The sequence below is a fragment of the Paraburkholderia phytofirmans PsJN genome, assembly GCF_000020125.1.
GTDB classification, from domain to species: domain Bacteria; phylum Pseudomonadota; class Gammaproteobacteria; order Burkholderiales; family Burkholderiaceae; genus Paraburkholderia; species Paraburkholderia phytofirmans.
In genome coordinates this window covers 816,825-835,632 of sequence record NC_010681.1, presented here as the reverse complement: position 1 = coordinate 835,632, position 18,808 = coordinate 816,825, and the positions used below count along the sequence as shown (strand labels likewise).

Annotated in this window: 17 protein-coding genes; 13 read left to right on the top strand and 4 right to left on the bottom strand. The window is 62.6% G+C overall.

Annotation, left to right across the window (positions count from 1 at the left end; all coding sequences use genetic code 11):
* Positions 1-165 precede the first annotated feature (165 nt).
* From BPHYT_RS03670 to BPHYT_RS03660, 3 genes are all read left to right on the top strand, one after another.
* Positions 166-1,623, top strand: a complete 1,458-nt coding sequence (locus BPHYT_RS03670; protein WP_012431814.1) for a C69 family dipeptidase — start codon at positions 166-168, stop codon at positions 1,621-1,623.
* 397 nt (positions 1,624-2,020) lie between these two features.
* Positions 2,021-2,479: a hypothetical protein gene (locus tag BPHYT_RS03665; RefSeq protein WP_012431813.1), complete on the top strand. Its 459-nt coding sequence runs from the start codon at positions 2,021-2,023 to the stop codon at positions 2,477-2,479.
* Between the two features lie 233 nt (positions 2,480-2,712).
* Entirely contained in the window at positions 2,713-3,525 is an 813-nt protein-coding gene (locus BPHYT_RS03660; RefSeq protein ID WP_012431812.1) for a mechanosensitive ion channel family protein, read from the top strand.
* Between the two features lie 131 nt (positions 3,526-3,656).
* Here the strand turns inward: BPHYT_RS03660 and BPHYT_RS03655 are convergent, their stop codons facing one another.
* Positions 3,657-4,328, bottom strand: coding sequence for a DedA family protein (locus tag BPHYT_RS03655; protein ID WP_012431811.1), 672 nt, complete (start codon positions 4,326-4,328; stop codon positions 3,657-3,659).
* A 206-nt stretch (positions 4,329-4,534) separates the two neighbouring features.
* Here BPHYT_RS03655 and mutL point away from each other — a divergent pair, with 206 nt between their 5' ends.
* Positions 4,535-6,598, top strand: coding sequence for a DNA mismatch repair endonuclease MutL (mutL, locus tag BPHYT_RS03650; protein ID WP_012431810.1), 2,064 nt, complete (start codon positions 4,535-4,537; stop codon positions 6,596-6,598).
* 45 nt (positions 6,599-6,643) lie between these two features.
* Entirely contained in the window at positions 6,644-7,591 is a 948-nt protein-coding gene (gene miaA / locus BPHYT_RS03645) for a tRNA (adenosine(37)-N6)-dimethylallyltransferase MiaA (protein ID WP_041758742.1), read from the top strand.
* 84 nt (positions 7,592-7,675) lie between these two features.
* On the opposite strand, the gene purM is transcribed toward miaA, so the two are convergent.
* Positions 7,676-8,743 carry a phosphoribosylformylglycinamidine cyclo-ligase gene (gene purM, locus BPHYT_RS03640; RefSeq protein WP_012431808.1) on the bottom strand — a complete coding sequence of 356 codons (1,068 nt, stop codon included), beginning with the start codon at positions 8,741-8,743 and terminating at the stop codon, positions 7,676-7,678.
* 71 nt (positions 8,744-8,814) lie between these two features.
* On the opposite strand from purM, the gene BPHYT_RS03635 reads away from it, so the two are divergent.
* The 8 genes from BPHYT_RS03635 to BPHYT_RS38575 all read left to right on the top strand — a co-directional run bounded on the left by BPHYT_RS03635 (position 8,815) and on the right by BPHYT_RS38575 (position 15,415).
* Entirely contained in the window at positions 8,815-9,891 is a 1,077-nt protein-coding gene (locus tag BPHYT_RS03635) for an AI-2E family transporter (protein WP_012431807.1), read from the top strand.
* 72 nt (positions 9,892-9,963) lie between these two features.
* Positions 9,964-10,734 (top strand): DnaA regulatory inactivator Hda, encoded by a 771-nt coding sequence (gene hda / locus BPHYT_RS03630; RefSeq protein WP_012431806.1) that lies wholly within the window; start codon positions 9,964-9,966, stop codon positions 10,732-10,734.
* Entirely contained in the window at positions 10,727-11,413 is a 687-nt protein-coding gene (locus tag BPHYT_RS03625; RefSeq protein WP_012431805.1) for a histidinol-phosphatase, read from the top strand. Before hda ends, BPHYT_RS03625 begins: the two co-directional genes overlap by 8 nt.
* Entirely contained in the window at positions 11,410-12,999 is a 1,590-nt protein-coding gene (gene pcnB / locus BPHYT_RS03620; RefSeq protein ID WP_012431804.1) for a polynucleotide adenylyltransferase PcnB, read from the top strand. The genes BPHYT_RS03625 and pcnB overlap by 4 nt, the downstream gene beginning before the upstream one ends.
* Positions 13,000-13,047: 48 nt before the next feature.
* A complete protein-coding gene (gene folK, locus BPHYT_RS03615) occupies positions 13,048-13,596 on the top strand; it encodes a 2-amino-4-hydroxy-6-hydroxymethyldihydropteridine diphosphokinase (protein ID WP_012431803.1) in 549 nt (182 codons plus the stop codon).
* On the top strand, positions 13,593-14,273 hold the full coding sequence (locus BPHYT_RS03610; RefSeq protein ID WP_012431802.1) for a deoxynucleoside kinase: 681 nt from the start codon (positions 13,593-13,595) through the stop codon (positions 14,271-14,273). The genes folK and BPHYT_RS03610 overlap by 4 nt, the downstream gene beginning before the upstream one ends.
* Positions 14,274-14,312: 39 nt before the next feature.
* Entirely contained in the window at positions 14,313-15,128 is an 816-nt protein-coding gene (panB, locus tag BPHYT_RS03605) for a 3-methyl-2-oxobutanoate hydroxymethyltransferase (protein WP_012431801.1), read from the top strand.
* 140 nt (positions 15,129-15,268) lie between these two features.
* Entirely contained in the window at positions 15,269-15,415 is a 147-nt protein-coding gene (locus BPHYT_RS38575) for a hypothetical protein (protein ID WP_012431800.1), read from the top strand.
* A 64-nt stretch (positions 15,416-15,479) separates the two neighbouring features.
* Here the strand turns inward: BPHYT_RS38575 and pabB are convergent, their stop codons facing one another.
* Together pabB and dnaJ are read right to left on the bottom strand one after the other, a co-directional pair.
* Positions 15,480-17,396 (bottom strand): aminodeoxychorismate synthase component I, encoded by a 1,917-nt coding sequence (gene pabB / locus BPHYT_RS03600; protein ID WP_012431799.1) that lies wholly within the window; start codon positions 17,394-17,396, stop codon positions 15,480-15,482.
* A gap of 25 nt (positions 17,397-17,421) precedes the next feature.
* The gene (gene dnaJ, locus BPHYT_RS03595; RefSeq protein ID WP_012431798.1) at positions 17,422-18,561 is read right to left on the bottom strand and encodes a molecular chaperone DnaJ; all 1,140 of its coding nucleotides are present in this window, start codon (positions 18,559-18,561) and stop codon (positions 17,422-17,424) included.
* Positions 18,562-18,808: the final 247 nt, after the last annotated feature.

The window sequence follows — 18,808 nt, the reverse complement described above, 5'->3', positions numbered from 1 at the left end:
GATCAGCGCCACTTCCACTTGCGATCCCACCCGGCAGGGTTTCTCCGTATCCGGGTGTGTGCGTCGCGGCGTCGATCGACGGGTTCGTCACACGCTTTGGAGCTGTGTCCAACGGTCGCCGCCGGGCTCCTCGCCCAAGGGTTCCCTCACATTCAGGATATGAACATGAAACGAATATTTGCGACGATCTTCGCTTTCGTTGCGTCAGCTCAGCTATCGCTGGCCTGCACCACGATTATCGTCGGCAAGAAAGCGACGGTGGACGGCTCAATCCTTGTGGCGCGCAATGACGACGGTCCGGGAATAACTGCCGTCAACTTCCTCTATCATCCCCCGAGGCGCGACGGCTACACACTGCGCAGCGTCATGAAGAACAAGTTTTCATATGAGATGCCCTCGCATCTGATGGGCTACACAGGTTCTCCAAGAGGAAGCGGCAGCGCCTACGACGAGTCGGGGTTTAACGATGCCGGCGTCGGCGTATCGGCTACCGAAACCATCGTAAGTAACGCGCGGACTCTGTCCGTCGATCCCTACGTAAAGGAAACGGGCATCGTCGAAGAAGTGATTCCCACCATTATTCTTTCGCAGGCGAAGTCGGCGCGCGAAGGAGTCGAACTGCTTGGTGCGCTTGTTGAATCACACGGATCGGCGGAGGGCTTTGGCGTCGCGTTCGTCGACAGTAACGAAGCGTGGTATCTGGAAAACGCGGGCGGCCATCAATGGCTTGCCATGAGGATCCCGGACGACAGCTATTTTGTGTCGGCTAACCAGTCGCGACTTGGCGAATTCGATCCTGACGACCACAACTTTCTTTCGTCCCCGAATCTGGTTGGTTTCGCACAAACGCATGGCCTGTACGATCGCGAAACAGAAGGGCCGTTCAGCTTTCGCCGTGCATTCGGACGTGACAATGAGATCGACGTCAGGTACAACTACCCGCGGGTCGCGCAACTCCAGAAGTGGTTTACTGCGAATGCTGCGGATCAGTCCGTCACGGCAAACGGCTTTCCGACGTTCCGGCGACCGGATCACCCGGTGGCGGTGACGGATGTCCAGCGAGCCCTGCAGGATTACTTCGCCGGGACGCCGAGCGATCCTTACACAAGCGCAAATCCGGCGGCTACGGCGAGACCGATTTCAGTCTATCGCACCTACCAGTCGCATGTGCTACAGACGCGCAAAGGACTGCCGGAAGGAATCGCCAACGTGGAGTACCTCGACCTTGGCATGACTGCGCTCGGAATCTACCTTCCGTTTTATCAAGGCGCGGCGATCCCGGAATCCTATCGGGGTGTCACCGGCGATTCGGACGACAGCAGCGCATTCTGGCAATTCCGCAAGGTCCAGTTGCTCGCGATGCAGGACTTCGCGCACCTCGCTCCAATCGTGCGTAGCCGATACGACGCATTGGCATTGGCGATTGCCGACAAGCAATTGCAGTTTGAGGAGGACTACGCGCGGGTTGCAAAGACCGACCGGGTCGAGGCCGACCGTATGCGGGATCGGTTCGCGCGCGGGAACGTCGACGCCGCGCTCGCGGTATCGCGGGAACTTGTCAATACTCTCGTCACGCAACTTTCCCTGCGGACAAACCAGCTTTACAGATTTCCGGGCTCATAAATATCTGTTCACGCGCGAGAGGAGGTGCCCTCGGTATTCGGAGTTTTCGGTACGCAGAGTCGATAGCCGGGTGCTGATGGAAATCGAGAGACGGCAAGCCAAGCGTTTGACTGCGGTTGAGCTTGCACCTGCTAACCGATCGCCGGCAAAAGTGGCATTCACGCCGACCTCTCCGGCACGCCCTCCTTTCGCGCAGATACACCCGGAAAGTCACGCAAAAGCGCTCGCGAAATTTATATCGCAGCCACATATAAATACCAATCACGTTGAGGAAATTTCCCGCCACACTCAACGCCATTTCCTCAACACAACCGCGTTTTCCCACGCCAACACGATTGGTACAAACAGGAAACAACGGACTCCGAACTGGACATTTATTGAGACGTAAAGACGTGCAATGATCGCGGCCGATCCGGCGAAATGCGCTGCGACTCTGCGTGAGCAGACGCTTTGGCAACGCCGCAGCCCCCTGCGCTTTCATTTCATCAATATGACTAATTTTCTGTTCGACCTGTTCTCGAACCTGGCTCTGCTTGCCTTCGTGCTGGCAGCCTGTCACCTGTGCAATCGCTTCGTCCCCGGCGCGTCACTCAATGGCTCGCATATATTCGCCGCGCTGGCATCAGTCGCATTCCTGCTCGATGCCGCGCTGACCTTCCTAGTGTTCGCCGACTCACAGAGCCGCTACGGTCAGTTCAGCACGTCGACTGCATTCTTCGAGCGCGGCGGCGCCTACCTGCTCGCGATCATCGCGGCTCTCAGCCGGCGTCGTGTCGCACGCAGGGCAAAAGTCAGCGCCGACAAAACGCTCGTCATCCACACTTCGCCGTATTCGAAATCGAATCTGCCGATGTAAGCCACGGCAAGCGCCATCGCGCTGAAAGCGTCCGCCGAGCCGCCTGCTTTTCCCGCCAGATGCGGCATATGAGCAACTGGAACGGTCCTTGCGCATGCCCGCGCCGTCGCCTATAACTTCCGAAGACCGAGTGTTACCCCGCGTTACCATTGCGCCCGCCGCCGGGCATTTGCCGCTGTATTGCACCACCGCTGTCCAATCAGTCGAAGGCAACTCACCCAGCGAGGAACATCTTGGATCTCGAAACAGTACGCGTCTTCATCATGACCCGAGGCATCGACCTCGGCACCAAGGTCGTCGGGGCGATCGTCCTTTGGATCGTCGGCCGCTGGCTCATCGGCTTGATCACCGGACTACTGCGCAAAGTGCTGGCGCGCAATGGCCGTGTCGATCCCACGCTGGCGCATTATCTCGGCTCGATTCTCGGCGCACTGCTGAACCTGCTGCTGATCCTCGCGATCCTGCAGGTGTTCGGTGTCCAGACGACGTCGTTTGCCGCGCTGCTCGCCGGCCTGGGTCTCGCGATCGGCACTGCCTGGGGCGGCCTGCTTGCCCACTTCGCAGCGGGCGTGTTTATGCAGGTATTGCGGCCGTTCAAGGTCGGCGATTTCGTCACCGCGGGAGGCGTCACCGGCACGGTTTCGGAGTTGGGTTTGTTCGGCACGACCATCGTGACGCCGGACAACGTGACCACCATCGTCGGCAATAACAAGATTTTTTCCGACACTATCTCGAACTACAGCATCCTGCCGGTGCGGCGCGTCGAGTTGACGGCCAAGATCGCCAACGGCGTCGATCCGACGGACGCCATGAACCGATTGAAAGCAGCCGTCACGCAGATTCCGAACGTGGCCGAGAGTCCCGCGCCGGACATCGAAGTGCTGACCTTCACACCGGAAGGCCCCCTGCTTTGCGTGCGGCCTTACACGAACAATGAGCACTATTGGCAGGTCTATTTCGACACCAATCGCGCAATCATCCAGACGTTCAAGGAAGCCGGCTACCCCACGCCGGAAACGCCGCTGGCGCCGCGTGCGGTGACCTGAGCATGGTCGTGAGACGCGGATGTCTCGCATCGTCAATTGTTAGATCATCGAGATCGGAAGGACCAAAAGAAACGGCGTCGCGAGATTCGCGACGCCGTTTTTTTCATCTGGCTGGCTCTGCTTGTAGAACGTCAGCGGTTGTTCGCATTCGACGTGTTCTTGCGCATCATCTTCCACAACGCTCCAAGCACGACGGGCACGACCGCCGCGCCGATACCCACCAGCACGATCACATTCAGATACTGACGGATGAACGGAATATTGCCGAAGAAGTAGCCGAGCAACGTCAGCAGCAACACCCAGAAAAAAGCGCCGGCAAAGTTGAACAACTGGAACCGGCTCACCGTCATTTCCGATGCGCCCGCGACGAACGGCGCGAAGGTCCGCACCACCGGAATGAAACGCGCCAGCACGATGGTTTTGCCGCCATGCTTCTCATAGAAGTTGTGCGTCTTCTGCAGTGCGCTGCGATCGAGAAAGCGTTCGAGAAACGGAATGTGCGAATTGAACACTCGCGGCCCGATGGCCCGCCCGATCATATAGTTGACGGTATTGCCGGCGATGGCCGCAACGAGCAGCAACACGATCAGCAACCCAATGTTCATTTCGCCAGTCGCGCAAAAAGCGCCGCCGATGAACAGCAGCGAATCGCCCGGCAGGAACGGCAGGATCACGAGCCCGGTTTCGCAGAACACGATCAGAAACAGCACCGCGTAGACCCAGGCGCCGTACACATGAATGAAGTCTCCGAGGAACTTGTCGATATGCAAGACAAGGTTGACGAAATGTAGCAACGTGTCCAAAGAGAATCCTTTATGAAGCGAATATGACGATGGCAAGAACAGCCGTGCGAACAGGCCTGTTGGCGATGGCGGCAAGCGCTCACTCGCCGCCGGAAATTGACCGCGTCATGATACAGAAAGTGCCCGGCCACAATTAAAAATCTCCCGCGCGTAGGTGTGCTTGCGCGCGCTGCGGGCTTGCCGCGCCGAATCGCTATAATTTCGCCATGTCCGAATTCTCCGAAACGCCTGCCGGCCTCGACGCCGCGACTGCGGTTTCCGCCGCCGCGCCCGCCCCACGCCCGTTACGCGCGATCCAGCCCCTTCCCGATCAGTTGATCAGCCAGATCGCCGCCGGCGAGGTGGTCGAGCGGCCGGCCTCGGTCGTCAAGGAACTGCTGGAAAATGCACTCGACGCGGGCGCGCGGTCGCTGCGCATCCTGCTCGACGAAGGCGGCGTCAAACGGATCTCGATTACGGACGACGGCTGCGGCATCCCCGAAAACGAACTCGTGCTCGCGCTGATGCGCCATGCGACCAGCAAAATCCGCTCGCTTGCCGAGTTGGAAGCCGTCGCTACGCTCGGGTTCCGCGGCGAGGCGCTGGCTTCGATTGCCTCGGTCGCGCAGATGACCATCACGAGCCGCACGGCCGACGCGGCGCACGCGGTGCGGGTGGATGCGGACACCGGCGTGCTGAGCCCGGCGGCGGGCACTCAGGGCACCACGATCGAAGTCCGCGAGTTGTATTTCAACACGCCGGCACGCCGCAAGTTTTTGAAGAGCGAGCAGACCGAACTCGGCCATTGTCTCGAACAGATTCGCCGCGCGGCGCTGGCGCGGCCGGATGTCGCGATTTCGGTGCTGCATAACGGCAAGGCAATCGAACACTGGAACGCCAGCGAGCCGCCCGTGCGGGTCGCGAAGATTCTCGGCGAGACGTTCGCGACCGCCCATCTGCCGCTCGACGAATCCGCCGGACCGCTGGCCGTCTACGGTTGCGCGGGTCTGCCGACCGCGAGCCGCGGGCGGGCCGATCAGCAATATTTTTTCGTCAACGGCCGCTTTGTGCGCGACAAGCTGCTTACGCACGCCGTGCGCGCCGCTTATGAAGATGTCTTGCACGGCGAGCGCTATCCGTCCTATGTGCTGTTCCTCGATCTGCCGCCTGAAGCGGTCGATGTGAACGTGCATCCGTCGAAGATCGAGGTGCGGTTCCGCGATTCGCGCTCGATTCACCAGTTCGTTTTTCACGCCGTGCAGCGCGCGCTGGCGCGACATGCGGGCGCATCGCCGGAAACGACGGCGGGCGGGCATGCGGCGCATCTGGAGCCCACGGCCGGCGGACCGGCCTCGTTTGGCGCAACGCCGTTGGATGGCGCGGGCATCGGCGGCGGCGCTTTCGGTGCGGGCAACGGCGCAGGCGGCTTCGGCGGCGGCTCGGGTGGCACATCGGGCGGCGGCTTCGGCTCGTCGCAACCAGGCCAGCCAGGCAACACGTGGATGCGCCAGGCTCGCATGACGCAGGGCACGCTGCCGGTCGCACAACCGCTCGCGTTTTACGACGCGCTGTTTGGCCGCAAAGACACCAACACCGGTACGGCAGAAGGCGCCACGCTGTTCGAAGCGCGCGACTCGGCAGCCGAATCGCCATCGCCGTACAACGCGTCCGCGCCCTACCCGGCGCCCGCTTTCCACGCCGCCGACGATCAACCGCTCGGCTTCGCCCTCGGTCAGATCCATGGCATCTACGTGCTGGCGCAGAACGCGCACGGTCTGGTGATCGTCGACATGCACGCCGCCCACGAGCGCATTCTGTACGAGCAGTTCAAGAACGCGCTGGCCGATCGCACGATTGCCGTGCAACCGCTGCTGATCCCGCAATCCATGCAGGCGGACCCGATCGAAATCGGCACCGTGGAAGAAGAGCGCGACACGCTCGACGCGCTCGGCTTCGACCTCGCCGTGCTGTCGCCCACCACGCTCGCGATCCGCGCCGTGCCGGCGCTGCTGAAAGACGCCGATCTGCAGGCGCTGGCGCGCGCGGTTCTCTCCGATCTGCATGCGTACGGCGGCTCGCGCGTGTTGACCGAACGTCAGCACGAGATGCTCGGCACGCTCGCCTGCCATCACGCGGTGCGCGCGAATCGTCGTCTGACGCTCGATGAAATGAATGCGCTGCTGCGTCAGATGGAAGCCACCGAGCGCGCCGATCAATGCAATCACGGGCGTCCCACGTGGTATCAGTTGACGCTGTCCGATCTGGATCGGCTGTTCATGCGCGGGCAATGACGTGACGCTGCTTCGACGCGCACCCGCTTGCCCATGACCGCGCACATGACGTCGCGTATGCCCACGGTCGTGCCGTGCCTGCTCGGCCCGACCGCATCCGGCAAAACCGCTGCCGCGCTGGCGCTCGCCGCGCGGCGTCCGGTGGAAATCATCAGTGTCGATTCAGCGCTGGTCTATCGCGAGATGGATATCGGCACGGCCAAGCCAACCGCTGAGGAACGCGCGGTGGCGCCGCATCATCTGATCGATATCGTCGATCCCACCGACGCCTATTCCGCCGCGCAATTCCGCGCCGACACTTTACGGCTGACCGCCGAGATTCACGCGCGCGGGCGGCTGCCTTTGCTGGTCGGCGGGACCATGCTGTACTACAAGGCGCTCACGCAAGGGCTCAACGATCTGCCCGCCGCCGACGCGGAAGTGCGCGCCACGCTCGACGCCGACGCCGCACGCGAAGGCTGGCCGGCCCTGCATGCTCGGCTTGCCGCGCTCGACCCCGTAACGGCTGCGCGGCTGGCGCCAAACGACTCGCAGCGGATTCAGCGGGCGCTCGAAGTCTTTATGCTGACCGGACAGACCATGTCCGCGCTGCTGGCCGCGCCCGTCATGCAAGACGACTCGGCTGCCCTGTGGCGCTTCGTGCCGATTGCGCTGGAGCCGTCCGAGCGCAGCGTGCTCCATGCGCGCATCGAGAAACGCTTCGATGCGATGCTGGCCGGCGGTTTTATCGATGAAGTGGTGAAGCTGCGCGAGCGCGGCGACTTATTGCCCGAGATGGCGTCCATGCGCTGTGTGGGCTACCGGCAAGTCTGGGAGTATCTGGATGGCGCGGTCGATTATTCGACCATGCGCGACAAGGGCGTCTTTGCGACGCGGCAGTTGTGCAAACGACAGCTCACATGGCTGCGAAGCATGCCAGAGCGGGTGGTGGTGGATTGCTGCGATCCGCACGCGACGGCGCGGGTGCTTGAAGCGATTGAAGCGTTGCTTTGAGATTGCTGCAAAGTTTTGAACCCGCGAGGTGAAGACCGAGTTGAAGACGATTCTTACACCACGCGGGTACCAGAAGCTTTGACTTTAGACCACGACGGTTTGAGCTTCACCGGCCGCGCTTTCGCGAATCACGCCGATCTTCCAGACTTGCTCGCCGGCAGCCGACAGCAGACCGATTGCCGCATCGGCATCAGCAGCCGACACGACCACCGCCATACCGATACCGCAGTTGAACACGCGATGCATTTCCGCATCCGCCACGCCGCCGTGCTTTTGCAGCCACGAGAACAGCGGCGGCAACGGCCAGCCACGATGATCCAGTTCGGCCGTCAGGCCTTCACGCAGCACGCGCGGAATATTCTCGACCAGGCCACCACCGGTGATGTGCGCCATGCCCTTGACGGCGATCTGCTGCATCAGCGCCAGCAGCGGCTTCACATAAATATGCGTGGGCGCCATCAGCGCGTCGGCGAGCGAGCGGCCGTCGAAATCCGCGTTCAGATCCGGTTGCGCGCGCTCGATGATCTTGCGCACCAGCGAAAAACCGTTCGAATGGATGCCGCTCGAAGCCAGACCCAGCACGACGTCGCCCGGGGCGATGGTGCTGCCGTCGATAATCTTGCTCTTCTCCACCGCGCCGACCGCGAAACCGGCCAGATCGTACTCGCCGTCGGGGTACATGCCCGGCATTTCCGCGGTCTCGCCGCCGATCAACGCGCAGCCCGACAGTTCGCAGCCATGCGCGATGCCCTTCACGACCGTTGCCGCCGTGCCGACGTCCAGCTTGCCGCAGGCGAAATAGTCGAGGAAGAAGAGCGGCTCGGCGCCCTGCACGAGAATGTCGTTCACGCTCATCGCCACCAGATCCTGGCCGACGGTGTCGTGTTTGTTCAGCTGAAACGCGAGACGCAGCTTGGTGCCGACGCCGTCGGTGCCGGACACCAGCACCGGCTCCTTGTACTTCTTGGGCACTTCGAACAGCGCGCCGAACCCGCCGATGCCGCCCAGCACGCCGTCGCGCATCGTCTTTTTGGCAAAGGGCTTGATGGCGTCGACCAGGGCGTCGCCCGCGTCGATGTCCACGCCGGCGTCGCGATACGACAGACCTTGGGCCGAATCAGTTGAATTCGGGGCGGATTTCGGTTGATTCATGGGGAAGAGCTCGAAGGTCGGTAAAATGCGATTTTACCTGATCCGGTCGCGACGACACCTGGAAAACCACCTTGCAAGAGAACTCTACGATCCTGACGCCTGTTCAGCGCCGCGCCTTCATCTGGCTGGCTATCGCGCTGGGCGTCGGCATTCTGCTCTGGCTGCTGAGCCCGGTCCTCACACCGTTTCTGCTCGGCGCGATTCTCGCGTACATTCTGCAGCCGGGCGTGGCGTGGATGGTGCGCCGGCGCGTGCCGCGCGGTCTGGCCGCCTTGCTGATGATGCTGCTGTTCACGCTCGTCATGACGCTGCTCGTGCTGCTGGTTCTGGCTGTCATCCAGAAAGAAGCGCCGCAACTCAAGCAGCAGGTGCCTGTATTTTTTGCACACGTGAACGCCTGGCTGCAACCCAAGCTGGCCATGCTCGGACTCGCCGATTCACTCGATTTCGCCAGCATTCGCGATCTCGTCATGGGGCAACTGGAAGGCAGCGCGCAAACCGTTGCGGTGTACGCGTGGACCTATATCCGCACGAGCGGCAACGTGATGGTGACCGTGGTCGGCAACGTCGTGCTGGTGCCACTCGTGCTGTTCTATCTGCTGTACGACTGGAACCGCATGCTCGCGCGTGCGCAGGTTGTCGTGCCGCGCCGCTGGCTCGACAAGACGCTGCAACTCGCGCGCGATATGGACCAGATGCTGTCGCAATACCTGCGCGGCCAGTTGCTCGTGATGGGCGTACTGGCGGTGTTTTACGCGGTGGCGCTGACTATCGCGCGCTTCGAGATCGCCTTGCCGGTCGGTATTTTTACGGGACTGGCGGTGTTCATTCCGTACATCGGTTTCGCAACCGGCCTCGCGCTGGCGCTGCTCGCGGCGCTGCTGCAATTCGGCGACTGGTATGGCTTCGGCGCGGTCGCCGTGATTTACGGTGTCGGCCAGATCCTGGAAAGCTTTTATCTCACGCCGCGGCTGGTGGGCGAACGGATCGGGCTGCACCCGCTCGCGGTGATTTTCGCGTTGCTCGCGTTCGGGCAGTTGTTCGGCTTTTTCGGTGTATTGCTGGCCTTGCCGGTCAGCGCAATTCTGTCGGTCGCCGTGCGCGAGTTGCGGCAAAGCTATCTGACGAGCACGCTCTATAACAACTGACTGTTCCTTGACTATTTCGGCCCGTCATACGGCCGCTTGCGGCCCAAGCCTCATTTTCGGCATTCACCTACTGTGCTTCGTCAACTGACGCTCGATCTCGGCACCCCGCCGCCATCGACATTCGACAATTTCTTCGCCGGCGCCAACGCCGAGCTGGTCACGCGCCTACGCGAGCTCGAGAACGCGCTCGCCGCCGGGCCGGTGGCCGATCGCACCTTCTACCTGTGGGGCGAGTCGGGCAGCGGCCGCACGCACCTGTTGCAGGCGCTCGTGCACGAAGCATCGCCGGGGCATGCGCGTTTCGCCGGCCCGCAAAGCAGTCTCGCCGCGTTCAGCTTCGACCCGCGCGTCGCGCTCTATGCGATCGACGATTGCGACGCCTTGTCGGCCGCGCAGCAGATCGCCGTCTTCAACCTGTTCAACGAGGTGCGCGCGCATCCCACCAGCGCGCTGGTCGCCGCGGGCAACGCGCCGCCCATCGGCATGACGGTGCGCGAGGATTTGCGCACGCGCCTCGGCTGGGGTCTCGTGTTTCATCTCGCGCCGCTGCCGGACGAGGGCAAGGCCGCGGTGCTGAAACACGCGGCGCGCGAGCGCGGCATCATGCTCGCCGACGACGTGCCGGCCTACCTGCTCACGCATTTTCGCCGCGACATGCCCAGTCTGATGGCGCTGCTCGACGCGCTCGACCGCTTCTCGCTCGAACAGAAACGCGCGGTCACGCTGCCGCTCTTGCGTACCATGCTGGCTTCGCCCGACGCCGAAGAACGGCGCGGCGGGCCGACCTCGGCGGCCTCATCCGCGTCATCCGCCGCTTCAAGTAAAATAGGCCCCCATGGCTAACCTCGCACTCTTCGATCTCGACCACACGCTCATCCCCACCGACAGCGACCACGAATGGGGCCGCTTCATGGTGAAACACGGCATGGTCGACGCCGAAAATTTCGCCCGTGAAAACGACCGCTTTTTCGCCGACTACAAGGCCGGCAAGCTCGACATTCACGCCTATCTGATCGCGATGCTCACGCCGCTGTCGAAATACACGCGCGCGCAACTCGCCGACTTTCACGCGCAGTACATGCACGAAGTCATCAAGCCGGCCATATTTCCCGTCGCGCTGGAACTGGTGAAGCAGCACCGCGAAACCGGCGACCTGTGCTGCGTGGTCACCGCCACCAACGAATTCATCACCCGCCCGATTGCTCAGGCATTCGGCGTCGACGCGCTGATCGCCTGCGAAGCCGAAACCGTCGACGGCGAGCCGCATTCGCCGTACACCGGCCGTCCCACCGGTACGCCGAGCTACAAGGAAGGCAAGATCGTGCGCACCGAAGCGTGGCTCGCCTCGCTCGGCAAGACGTGGAGCGACTTCGAGCGCAGCTATTTCTATAGCGATTCGCACAACGACATTCCGCTGCTCGAAAAAGTCACGGACCCGATCGCGACCAATCCGGACGACACATTGCGCGCCCATGCGCAGGCCAAAGGCTGGCGCATCCTCGAACTCTTTCAACCCTCGTGATCAAAAAACTTATCCGCAAGCTATTCGGCCAGGACTCGGCGCCGGCTGACGACAACCTGCCCGCCGAAGCCGAGACAGACGAAACCGGCAGCGCACCCACGCGCACTCCGTCAGGCGCGAGCAAAGCGCGCCGCAAACCCGCCCGTTCCAGCGCGCCCGTCAAGACCGTGCGCGATCCGGACGTGCCGATCATCATTCCGCACGACGTGCATGGCATCGACCAGGCGCTGATCTCGAGGAACGCGATTCGCGTCACCGAAGGTCTGCAACAGGCGGGGCACCGCGCGTTTATCGTCGGCGGCGCGGTGCGCGATCTGCTGCTCGGCATCAAGCCGAAAGACTTCGACGTCGCCACGGATGCCACGCCCGAACAGGTGCAAAAGCTGTTCCGTCGCGCGCGCATCATCGGCCGGCGGTTTCAGATCGTGCACGTGCAGTTCGGTCAGGAAATCATCGAGACCTCGACTTTTCGCGCGCTGGTCGATCCGCCCGCGGCCGACGCGCCTCCGGCTCGCCGCCTGAAGCGCGACGAACTCGACCGCCGCACCCACGCGGTGGACGCGAGCGGCCGCGTGCTGCGCGACAACGTGTGGGGCGAGCAGCACGAGGACGCCACGCGCCGCGACTTCACGATCAACGCGATGTACTACGATCCGGCCACGCAAACCGTGCTGGACTATCACAACGGCATGGCCGACATGCGTGCACGTCTGTTGCGCATGATCGGCGACCCGGCCACGCGTTATCGCGAAGATCCGGTGCGCATGCTGCGCGTAGTCCGTTTCGCGGCCAAGCTCGACTTCGAGATCGAGGACAGCACGCGCGAGCCGATCGCCAACATGGCCGATCTGATCAACAACGTGCCCGCCGCGCGTCTGTTCGACGAGATGCTCAAGCTGATGCTGTCGGGCCATGCGCTCGCGTGTTTGAAACGCCTGCGCCAGGAAGGCCTGCATCATGGCCTGCTGCCTTTGCTCGACGTGGTGCTCGAACAGCCCATCGGCGAAAAATTCATCACGCTCGCGCTGAACAACACGGATGCCCGCGTGCGCGCGGGCAAGCCGGTGTCGCCGGGCTTCCTGTTCGCTACGCTGTTGTGGCACGACGTGCAGCAGCGCTGGCAAAAGTTTGAAGCGAACGGCGAATATCCGGTGCCCGCATTGCATCGCGCGATGGACGACGTCCTCGACATGCAAACGGAAAAACTCGCAATCCACAAGCGCTTCTCGTCGGATATGCGCGAGATCTGGGGCCTGCAGTTGCGCCTCGAAAAACGCTCCGGAAGAAGCGCGCTGAAGCTGCTGGAACACCAAAGATTTAGAGCGGGGTATGATTTCCTCCTGTTGCGCTGCGAATCGGGCGAACTCGATGAGTCGGTCGGCGCGTGGTGGACGGAGTTCATAGAAGGAGACATCGCCGCGCGTGAGGCATTGCTCACGCAGGGCGGGAAGGACCGAAGCCCCAGAAAACGACGGCGGCGCAGCAGCGGCGGTAGAAACCGCAAGCCGGGGGACGGATTGGAGGGCGGCACGCCAGCCGAACGCACAGCCGAAGACGCAGGCCATGACGGCCCGCACGAAGACTGACATAGCGTTGGCTGTTGCCGTCGAACGATAGTTGCAGGAAGTTATGCCATGACGGTTGCTTATCTCGGCCTCGGCGCGAATCTCGGGGACGCGCGCCAGACCCTGAAAGACGCGGTGGTGTGCCTCGCACAACAGCACACCATCTCCGTGCTCGCCAAGTCGAGCCTGTATCGCACTGCCCCGATCGACGCGGGCGGCGACGATTATTTCAACTGCGTCGTGAAGATCGATACGACGCTCCCCGTGCGGCATCTGCTTGCGCTCTGCCACAAAATCGAGCATCAGTTCGGCCGCGAGCGGCCGTTTCGCAACGCACCGCGCACGCTCGATCTGGACATCCTGCTGTTCGGCGATCAATCGATCGACGAAGCCGATCTGATCGTGCCGCATCCACGCTTGGTCGAACGCGCATTCGCGCTGGTGCCGCTCGTCGAAATCGATCCCTCACTCGTGATCCCGCAGCACGGCCGTGCCGAAGCGCTGCTTAGCGGCGTGAGCGATCAGCGCATCAAGAAAGTGAAGGGGCCTTGCCAGTGCCCCATGCTAAATGCATTGGCCGCAGGTGAAAGCACCACTCCTAAAGGCCGTTGCGAATGAATTCAACGCCGCTTACCGTCACGGCGCCGCAACTGCGGCCTCCGTTCGGCTATCTCGCGATCGAAGGGCCGATCGGCGTCGGCAAGACCTCGCTCGCACGGCGCCTCGCGCAACGCTGGTCGATGCAGGAACTGTTCGAACGGCCGCAGGACAATCCGTTCCTCGAACGCTTTTATCGCGACACGGCGCGTTACGCGCTGCCTACGCAATTGCACTTTGCGTTGCAGCGCGCGCAGCAGGCTCAGGACGTGAGCGCGGCACACGCATCGGGCACACCGCTGGTCGCCGATTTCATGACGCAGAAGAACGACATCTTCGCGCGTCTGACGCTGCAGGAAGACGAGTGGCAGTTGTATCGCGCGCTCGCCGCTCGCATCGACGTCAATGCGCCGGCGCCGGACTTCGTGGTCTATCTTCAGGCGAGCCCGGAAGTGTTGTTCGCGCGAATCCAGAAGCGCGCGGTGCCGATGGAACTGCAGATTTCCGACGCGTATCTGCACGCCCTGTGCGACGCGTACAACGAGTTTTTCTATCACTACGACCGCACGCCCGTACTGACGGTCAACGCCGAACATCTGAATCCGCTCGACTCGGACGCGGACCTTGCGCTACTCGCCGAACGCATCGAAACCATGCGCGGCCGCAAGGAATTCTTTGTCAAAGGCACGTCGCTGTAAGCGGCGCGGCCACCTCTCTTTTCTCAACGGATTGACCCCATGACCTATTTGCAGGAAGCGAGCCGGAACGCCATCACCGTGCCGAAACTGCAGGCAATGCGCGACGCCGGCGAAAAAATCGCCATGCTCACCTGCTACGACGCGAGCTTCGCCGCGCTACTGGACCGCGCGGGCGTCGACGTGTTGTTGATCGGCGATTCGCTCGGCAATGTGCTGCAAGGCCAGACGACCACGCTGCCCGTGTCGCTCGCCGACATCGCGTATCACACGGCTAGCGTGGCGCGTGCGCGGCCCGCGGCGCTGATCGTGGCCGACTTGCCGTTCGGCACCTACGGCACGCCGGAAGACGCATTCAGAAGCTCGGTGGAGTTGATGCGGGCCGGCGCGCAGATGGTGAAGCTCGAGGGTGGCGAATGGCTCGCGGACACGGTGCGCTTCCTGGTGGAGCGCTCGATTCCCGTATGCGCGCACGTCGGTTTGACGCCACAATCCGTGCATGCGTTCGGCGGCTTCAAGGTGCAGGGCAAGACCGAAGCGGGCGCGACGCAGTTGATGCGCGACTCACTCGCCGTGCAGCAGGCCGGCGCGCAATTGATTGTGATGGAAGCGATTCCGACGCTGCTCGCCAGCGACGTCACGAAGCAGTTGCGTATTCCGACGATCGGCATCGGCGCGGGCCTGGATTGCTCGGGTCAGGTGCTGGTGCTGCACGACATGCTGGGCATTTTCCCCGGCAAACGGCCCCGCTTCGTGAAGGATTTCATGCATGGGCAGCCGAGTATTCTCGCTGCTGTGGAAGCGTATGTGGCGGCGGTGAAGGATGGTTCGTTTCCTGGGCCGGAGCATACGTTCTGAGTTTCAAATCGATCGAGTTTGCGGCAAGGCGGGCCACTTCCTGCCCGTTTTGAGATTGATCCGAGATTGCATGCAAAGCTGGCTGTCTATCTTCGTCTTCCTGTTTATGCGGCCTGACCGCGAGCCGAGGAGAGACCGCCATGAGCCCATTTTGCCTGATCGACCTAGCGGGAATCCGCGATCACGCGACCGTGCCGCATGACGTGCGCGAATCGGGTTTGCACTCACGTTTGCGTGCATGTTTGAGCGGCTGGATGATTCGGCTGCTGCATGCATTTCACGGTTGAGGCGCGGGCGGCGGCCCCGCGCAGCGTTGTTTGCTGCCGTTAGCGGCTTGCGCTCCCGCCTCTATCAGCCCACGATCCGCGCCAGCACTGCGCCTCGCAGCGCGTTGCACACCATTAGCGCTTCGGCGTTTAGCAGATCGGTCCGGGTCAGCACACGTTCGCCCGCCTGCAGTTCCAACGCTTCCTCAAGCAAAACGCTCCGCATCACGCCGGGTAGCACGCCCGATGCGAGCGGCGGCGTCCACCAGCGTCCAGCCAGCTTCACAAACACATTCGAGCGGCCGCCTTCGGTCAACTCGCCTTGCGCGTTGAAGAACAGCGTGTCGAATGCGCCCTTCGCTTCGGCTTCGCGCCAGCCGCGATCGTATTCGGCGCGGCGCGTGGTTTTGTGGTGCAGCAGCGGGTCGGCGGCGTCGGTTGCCGGGAATGCGTGATCGGGGCCAAGCAGCACACCAACGATCGATTCGGCCAGCGGCGTCAACACCGCGACCGTGATCTGAATCGTGCCGTTTTTGCTCAGTGCAAGCCGCATGCGATGCGGCGTCTGAGCGGGCAGCGACGCGCACTTCACCGCGATCGCTGCCGCAATGGCGTTTGCGTCGTCGAACTTGAAGCCGAGCGTCGCGGCGCTCGACGACAGTCGCGCGAGATGGCGGGACAGGTGCCGTACGCCCTCTTCGCGCGTCGCATACATCGTTTCGAACAGCTCGAAACCCGGTTCGGCGCCGGTCAGAAAGCTGGCCTTCAATTGGCACTCCGCATATTCGTCGGCGGCGACGCTGTCGAGCACGATGCCCGCGCCGACGCCCATCTTGCCTTCCAGATGACCGGTTTGCGTCGACGGGCCCAACGTCAGTGTGCGGATCGCGACGGATAAGCAGAAGTCGCCGCAGGCGGTGTGGTTTGCATCGCACGTGGTCGCGTCCGCGGTGTCAGCAGACGATGAAGGCGCGTCCAGCCAACCAATCGCGCCGGTATAGAGTCCGCGCGGCGTGCTCTCGAGCTCGTCGATCAACTGCATCGTGCGATGCTTCGGCGCGCCGGTGATCGAGCCGCAAGGGAACAGCGCGCGCAACGTCTGGGCGAACGACGTGGCGGGCTTTAGCGCCGCCTCCACGGTCGAGGTCATTTGCCACACCGACGCATACGGCTCGACCGAGAACAGCGCCGGCACCTTGACCGAACCCGTTTGCGCCACCCGCGACAGATCGTTGCGCAACAGGTCGACGATCATCACGTTTTCGGCGCGGTTCTTCGGATCGTTGCCGAGGAATTCGGCAGCGCGCCGGTCCACCGCCGGGTCGTCCGAGCGCGGCGCGGTGCCTTTCATCGGCCGCGCACGCAACGTCGCGCCCTGCTTCTCGATGAAGAGTTCGGGCGAACACGAGAGCACCCACTGTCGGCCCGGCAATGCGATCAGCGCGCCATACGGCACCGGCTGACGCGCCCTCAAGCGTCGATACAGCGCGGTGGGCGAGCCGAATACATCAAAGCCGAGCCGATACGTGTAGTTGACCTGATAGGAATCGCCGGCGCGCAGGGCCGAGTGGATCGCATCGATCGCCGCATTGAACTCAGCCGGGTCGACGCTCGCACGCACGTTCATCGTGCCCGCCACTGATGGCTCTGCCGCGCCTTCGTCGCGCGCCATGAGCCACGCGTCGACCTCTTCACGACTGAGGTTCTCGCAACGTTCGAATAATAAAAAACGCAGCGTGGCATCGCCACGCTGCGTTTTCAAAGACCGGTTCAAATCTCCGTCGAGAAGATGCCGGCCGAACTCATAGTCGGCGAGCACGACGGCATGCAGACCGCGCTGCATCTGCGCTGCCACGGTTTCGCACACGGCTTCGAGCTGCGCGGCGTGCGCGCACACCCGTTCCTGCACAAAACCCGTGTACAGACGACTCGAACGGCGCGCCGCCGTCGCGTCGCAATCGTCGAGCAACGCGAACACGGCGCCGCGCTCATCTGCCGTCATACCTACCGCCAACTTCAAACCGCCATTAATCGAAGAAGCTCTTCACCCGGTCGAACCAGCTCTTGCTTTGCGGGCTATGCCGCGAACCGCCTTCAACCAACGCCTTTTCGAACTGCTTGAGCAGATCGCGTTGCGGCTCGGTGAGTTTGACCGGCGTTTCGACTTGCACGTGCACGTACAGATCACCGGCAATGCTCGAACGCAGCCCCTTGATGCCCTTGCCACGCAGACGGAACGTCTTGCCCGACTGCGTGCCTTCCGGCACGGTGAAGCTGGCGCGGCCCGCGAGTGTCGGCACTTCGATTTCGCCGCCGAGTGCCGCAGTGGTGAACGGAATCGGCATCTGGCAATGCAGATCGTCGCCGTCGCGTTCGAACACCGAGTGCTGCTTGATGTGAATCTCGACGTACAGATCGCCCGACGGGCCACCGTTGATACCCGGCTCGCCGTTGCCGGCGGAGCGGATCCGCATGCCGTCGTCGATACCTGCCGGGATCTTCACTTCCAGCGTCTTGGTTTCCTTCACCTTGCCCGCGCCGTGGCAGTGGCCGCACGGTTCAGGAATATAGGTGCCGGTGCCGTGGCACTTCGGGCAGGTCTGCTGAATGCTGAAAAAGCCTTGCGACATCCGCACCGAACCCGAACCGCTACAGGTGGGGCAGGTTTCCGGCTTCGTGCCGGGCTTGGCACCCGAGCCGTGGCAGATTTCACACGACACCCAGCTCGGCACGCGAATCTGCGTGTCGTAGCCGTGCGCGGCCTGTTCCAGCGTGATTTCCATGCTATAGCGCAAGTCGGCGCCGCGATACACCTGCGGACCCGCGCGGCCGCCGCCGCGTGCGGCGCCACCGGCCGCCTGGCCGAAGATGTCGCCGAAAATATCGCCGAATGCGTCGGCAAAGCCGCCGAAGCCTTGTGCCCCGGCCCCGCCCATGTTCGGATCGACGCCCGCGTGGCCGTACTGATCGTACGCGGCACGCTTTTGCGAGTCCGAGAGCATTTCATAGGCTTCTTTCACCTCTTTGAAATGCCCTTCCGCATCCTTGTTGCCCGGATTGCGGTCGGGGTGGTGCTTCATCGCCAGCTTGCGATAAGCCTTCTTGATTTCGTCGTCGCTCGCGTTCTTTGCGACGCCCAGAACCTCGTAGTAATCCCGTTTCGCCATATCGGTTCAACGCCACTCGCGCAATGCGCCCGGTGGCTCCTCTTGAATGCTGGAGTCTCACGACTCGTCCGGCCGCTGTTTCATGCCGCCTGAATGCGGCTCAAAACAACGCCCTCCATAAAACAAATGTGCCCGGAGAGCCTAAAAGGCTCGCCAGGCGAGATAACCGCTCTTGCACGTTTGCTGTCCCGTTTGTCCTGCAATGCGGGCGCAGTCTCTGGTGCAGCCGGGCCGCACACAGAGCTGT

Bases quoted from the DNA above. Each gene is read 5' to 3' on its own strand.
- BPHYT_RS03670 (WP_012431814.1), top strand. From the start codon at position 166: ATGAAACGAATATTTGCGACGATCTTCGCTTTCGTTGCGTCAGCTCAG.
- BPHYT_RS03665 (WP_012431813.1), top strand. From the start codon at position 2,021: ATGATCGCGGCCGATCCGGCGAAATGCGCTGCGACTCTGCGTGAGCAG.
- mutL (WP_012431810.1), top strand. From the start codon at position 4,535: ATGTCCGAATTCTCCGAAACGCCTGCCGGCCTCGACGCCGCGACTGCG.
- miaA (WP_041758742.1), top strand. From the start codon at position 6,644: ATGACGTCGCGTATGCCCACGGTCGTGCCGTGCCTGCTCGGCCCGACC.
- purM (WP_012431808.1), bottom strand. From the start codon at position 8,743: ATGAATCAACCGAAATCCGCCCCGAATTCAACTGATTCGGCCCAAGGT.
- BPHYT_RS03625 (WP_012431805.1), top strand. From the start codon at position 10,727: ATGGCTAACCTCGCACTCTTCGATCTCGACCACACGCTCATCCCCACC.
- folK (WP_012431803.1), top strand. From the start codon at position 13,048: ATGACGGTTGCTTATCTCGGCCTCGGCGCGAATCTCGGGGACGCGCGC.
- BPHYT_RS03610 (WP_012431802.1), top strand. From the start codon at position 13,593: ATGAATTCAACGCCGCTTACCGTCACGGCGCCGCAACTGCGGCCTCCG.
- panB (WP_012431801.1), top strand. From the start codon at position 14,313: ATGACCTATTTGCAGGAAGCGAGCCGGAACGCCATCACCGTGCCGAAA.
- BPHYT_RS38575 (WP_012431800.1), top strand. From the start codon at position 15,269: ATGAGCCCATTTTGCCTGATCGACCTAGCGGGAATCCGCGATCACGCG.
- pabB (WP_012431799.1), bottom strand. From the start codon at position 17,396: ATGACGGCAGATGAGCGCGGCGCCGTGTTCGCGTTGCTCGACGATTGC.
- dnaJ (WP_012431798.1), bottom strand. From the start codon at position 18,561: ATGGCGAAACGGGATTACTACGAGGTTCTGGGCGTCGCAAAGAACGCG.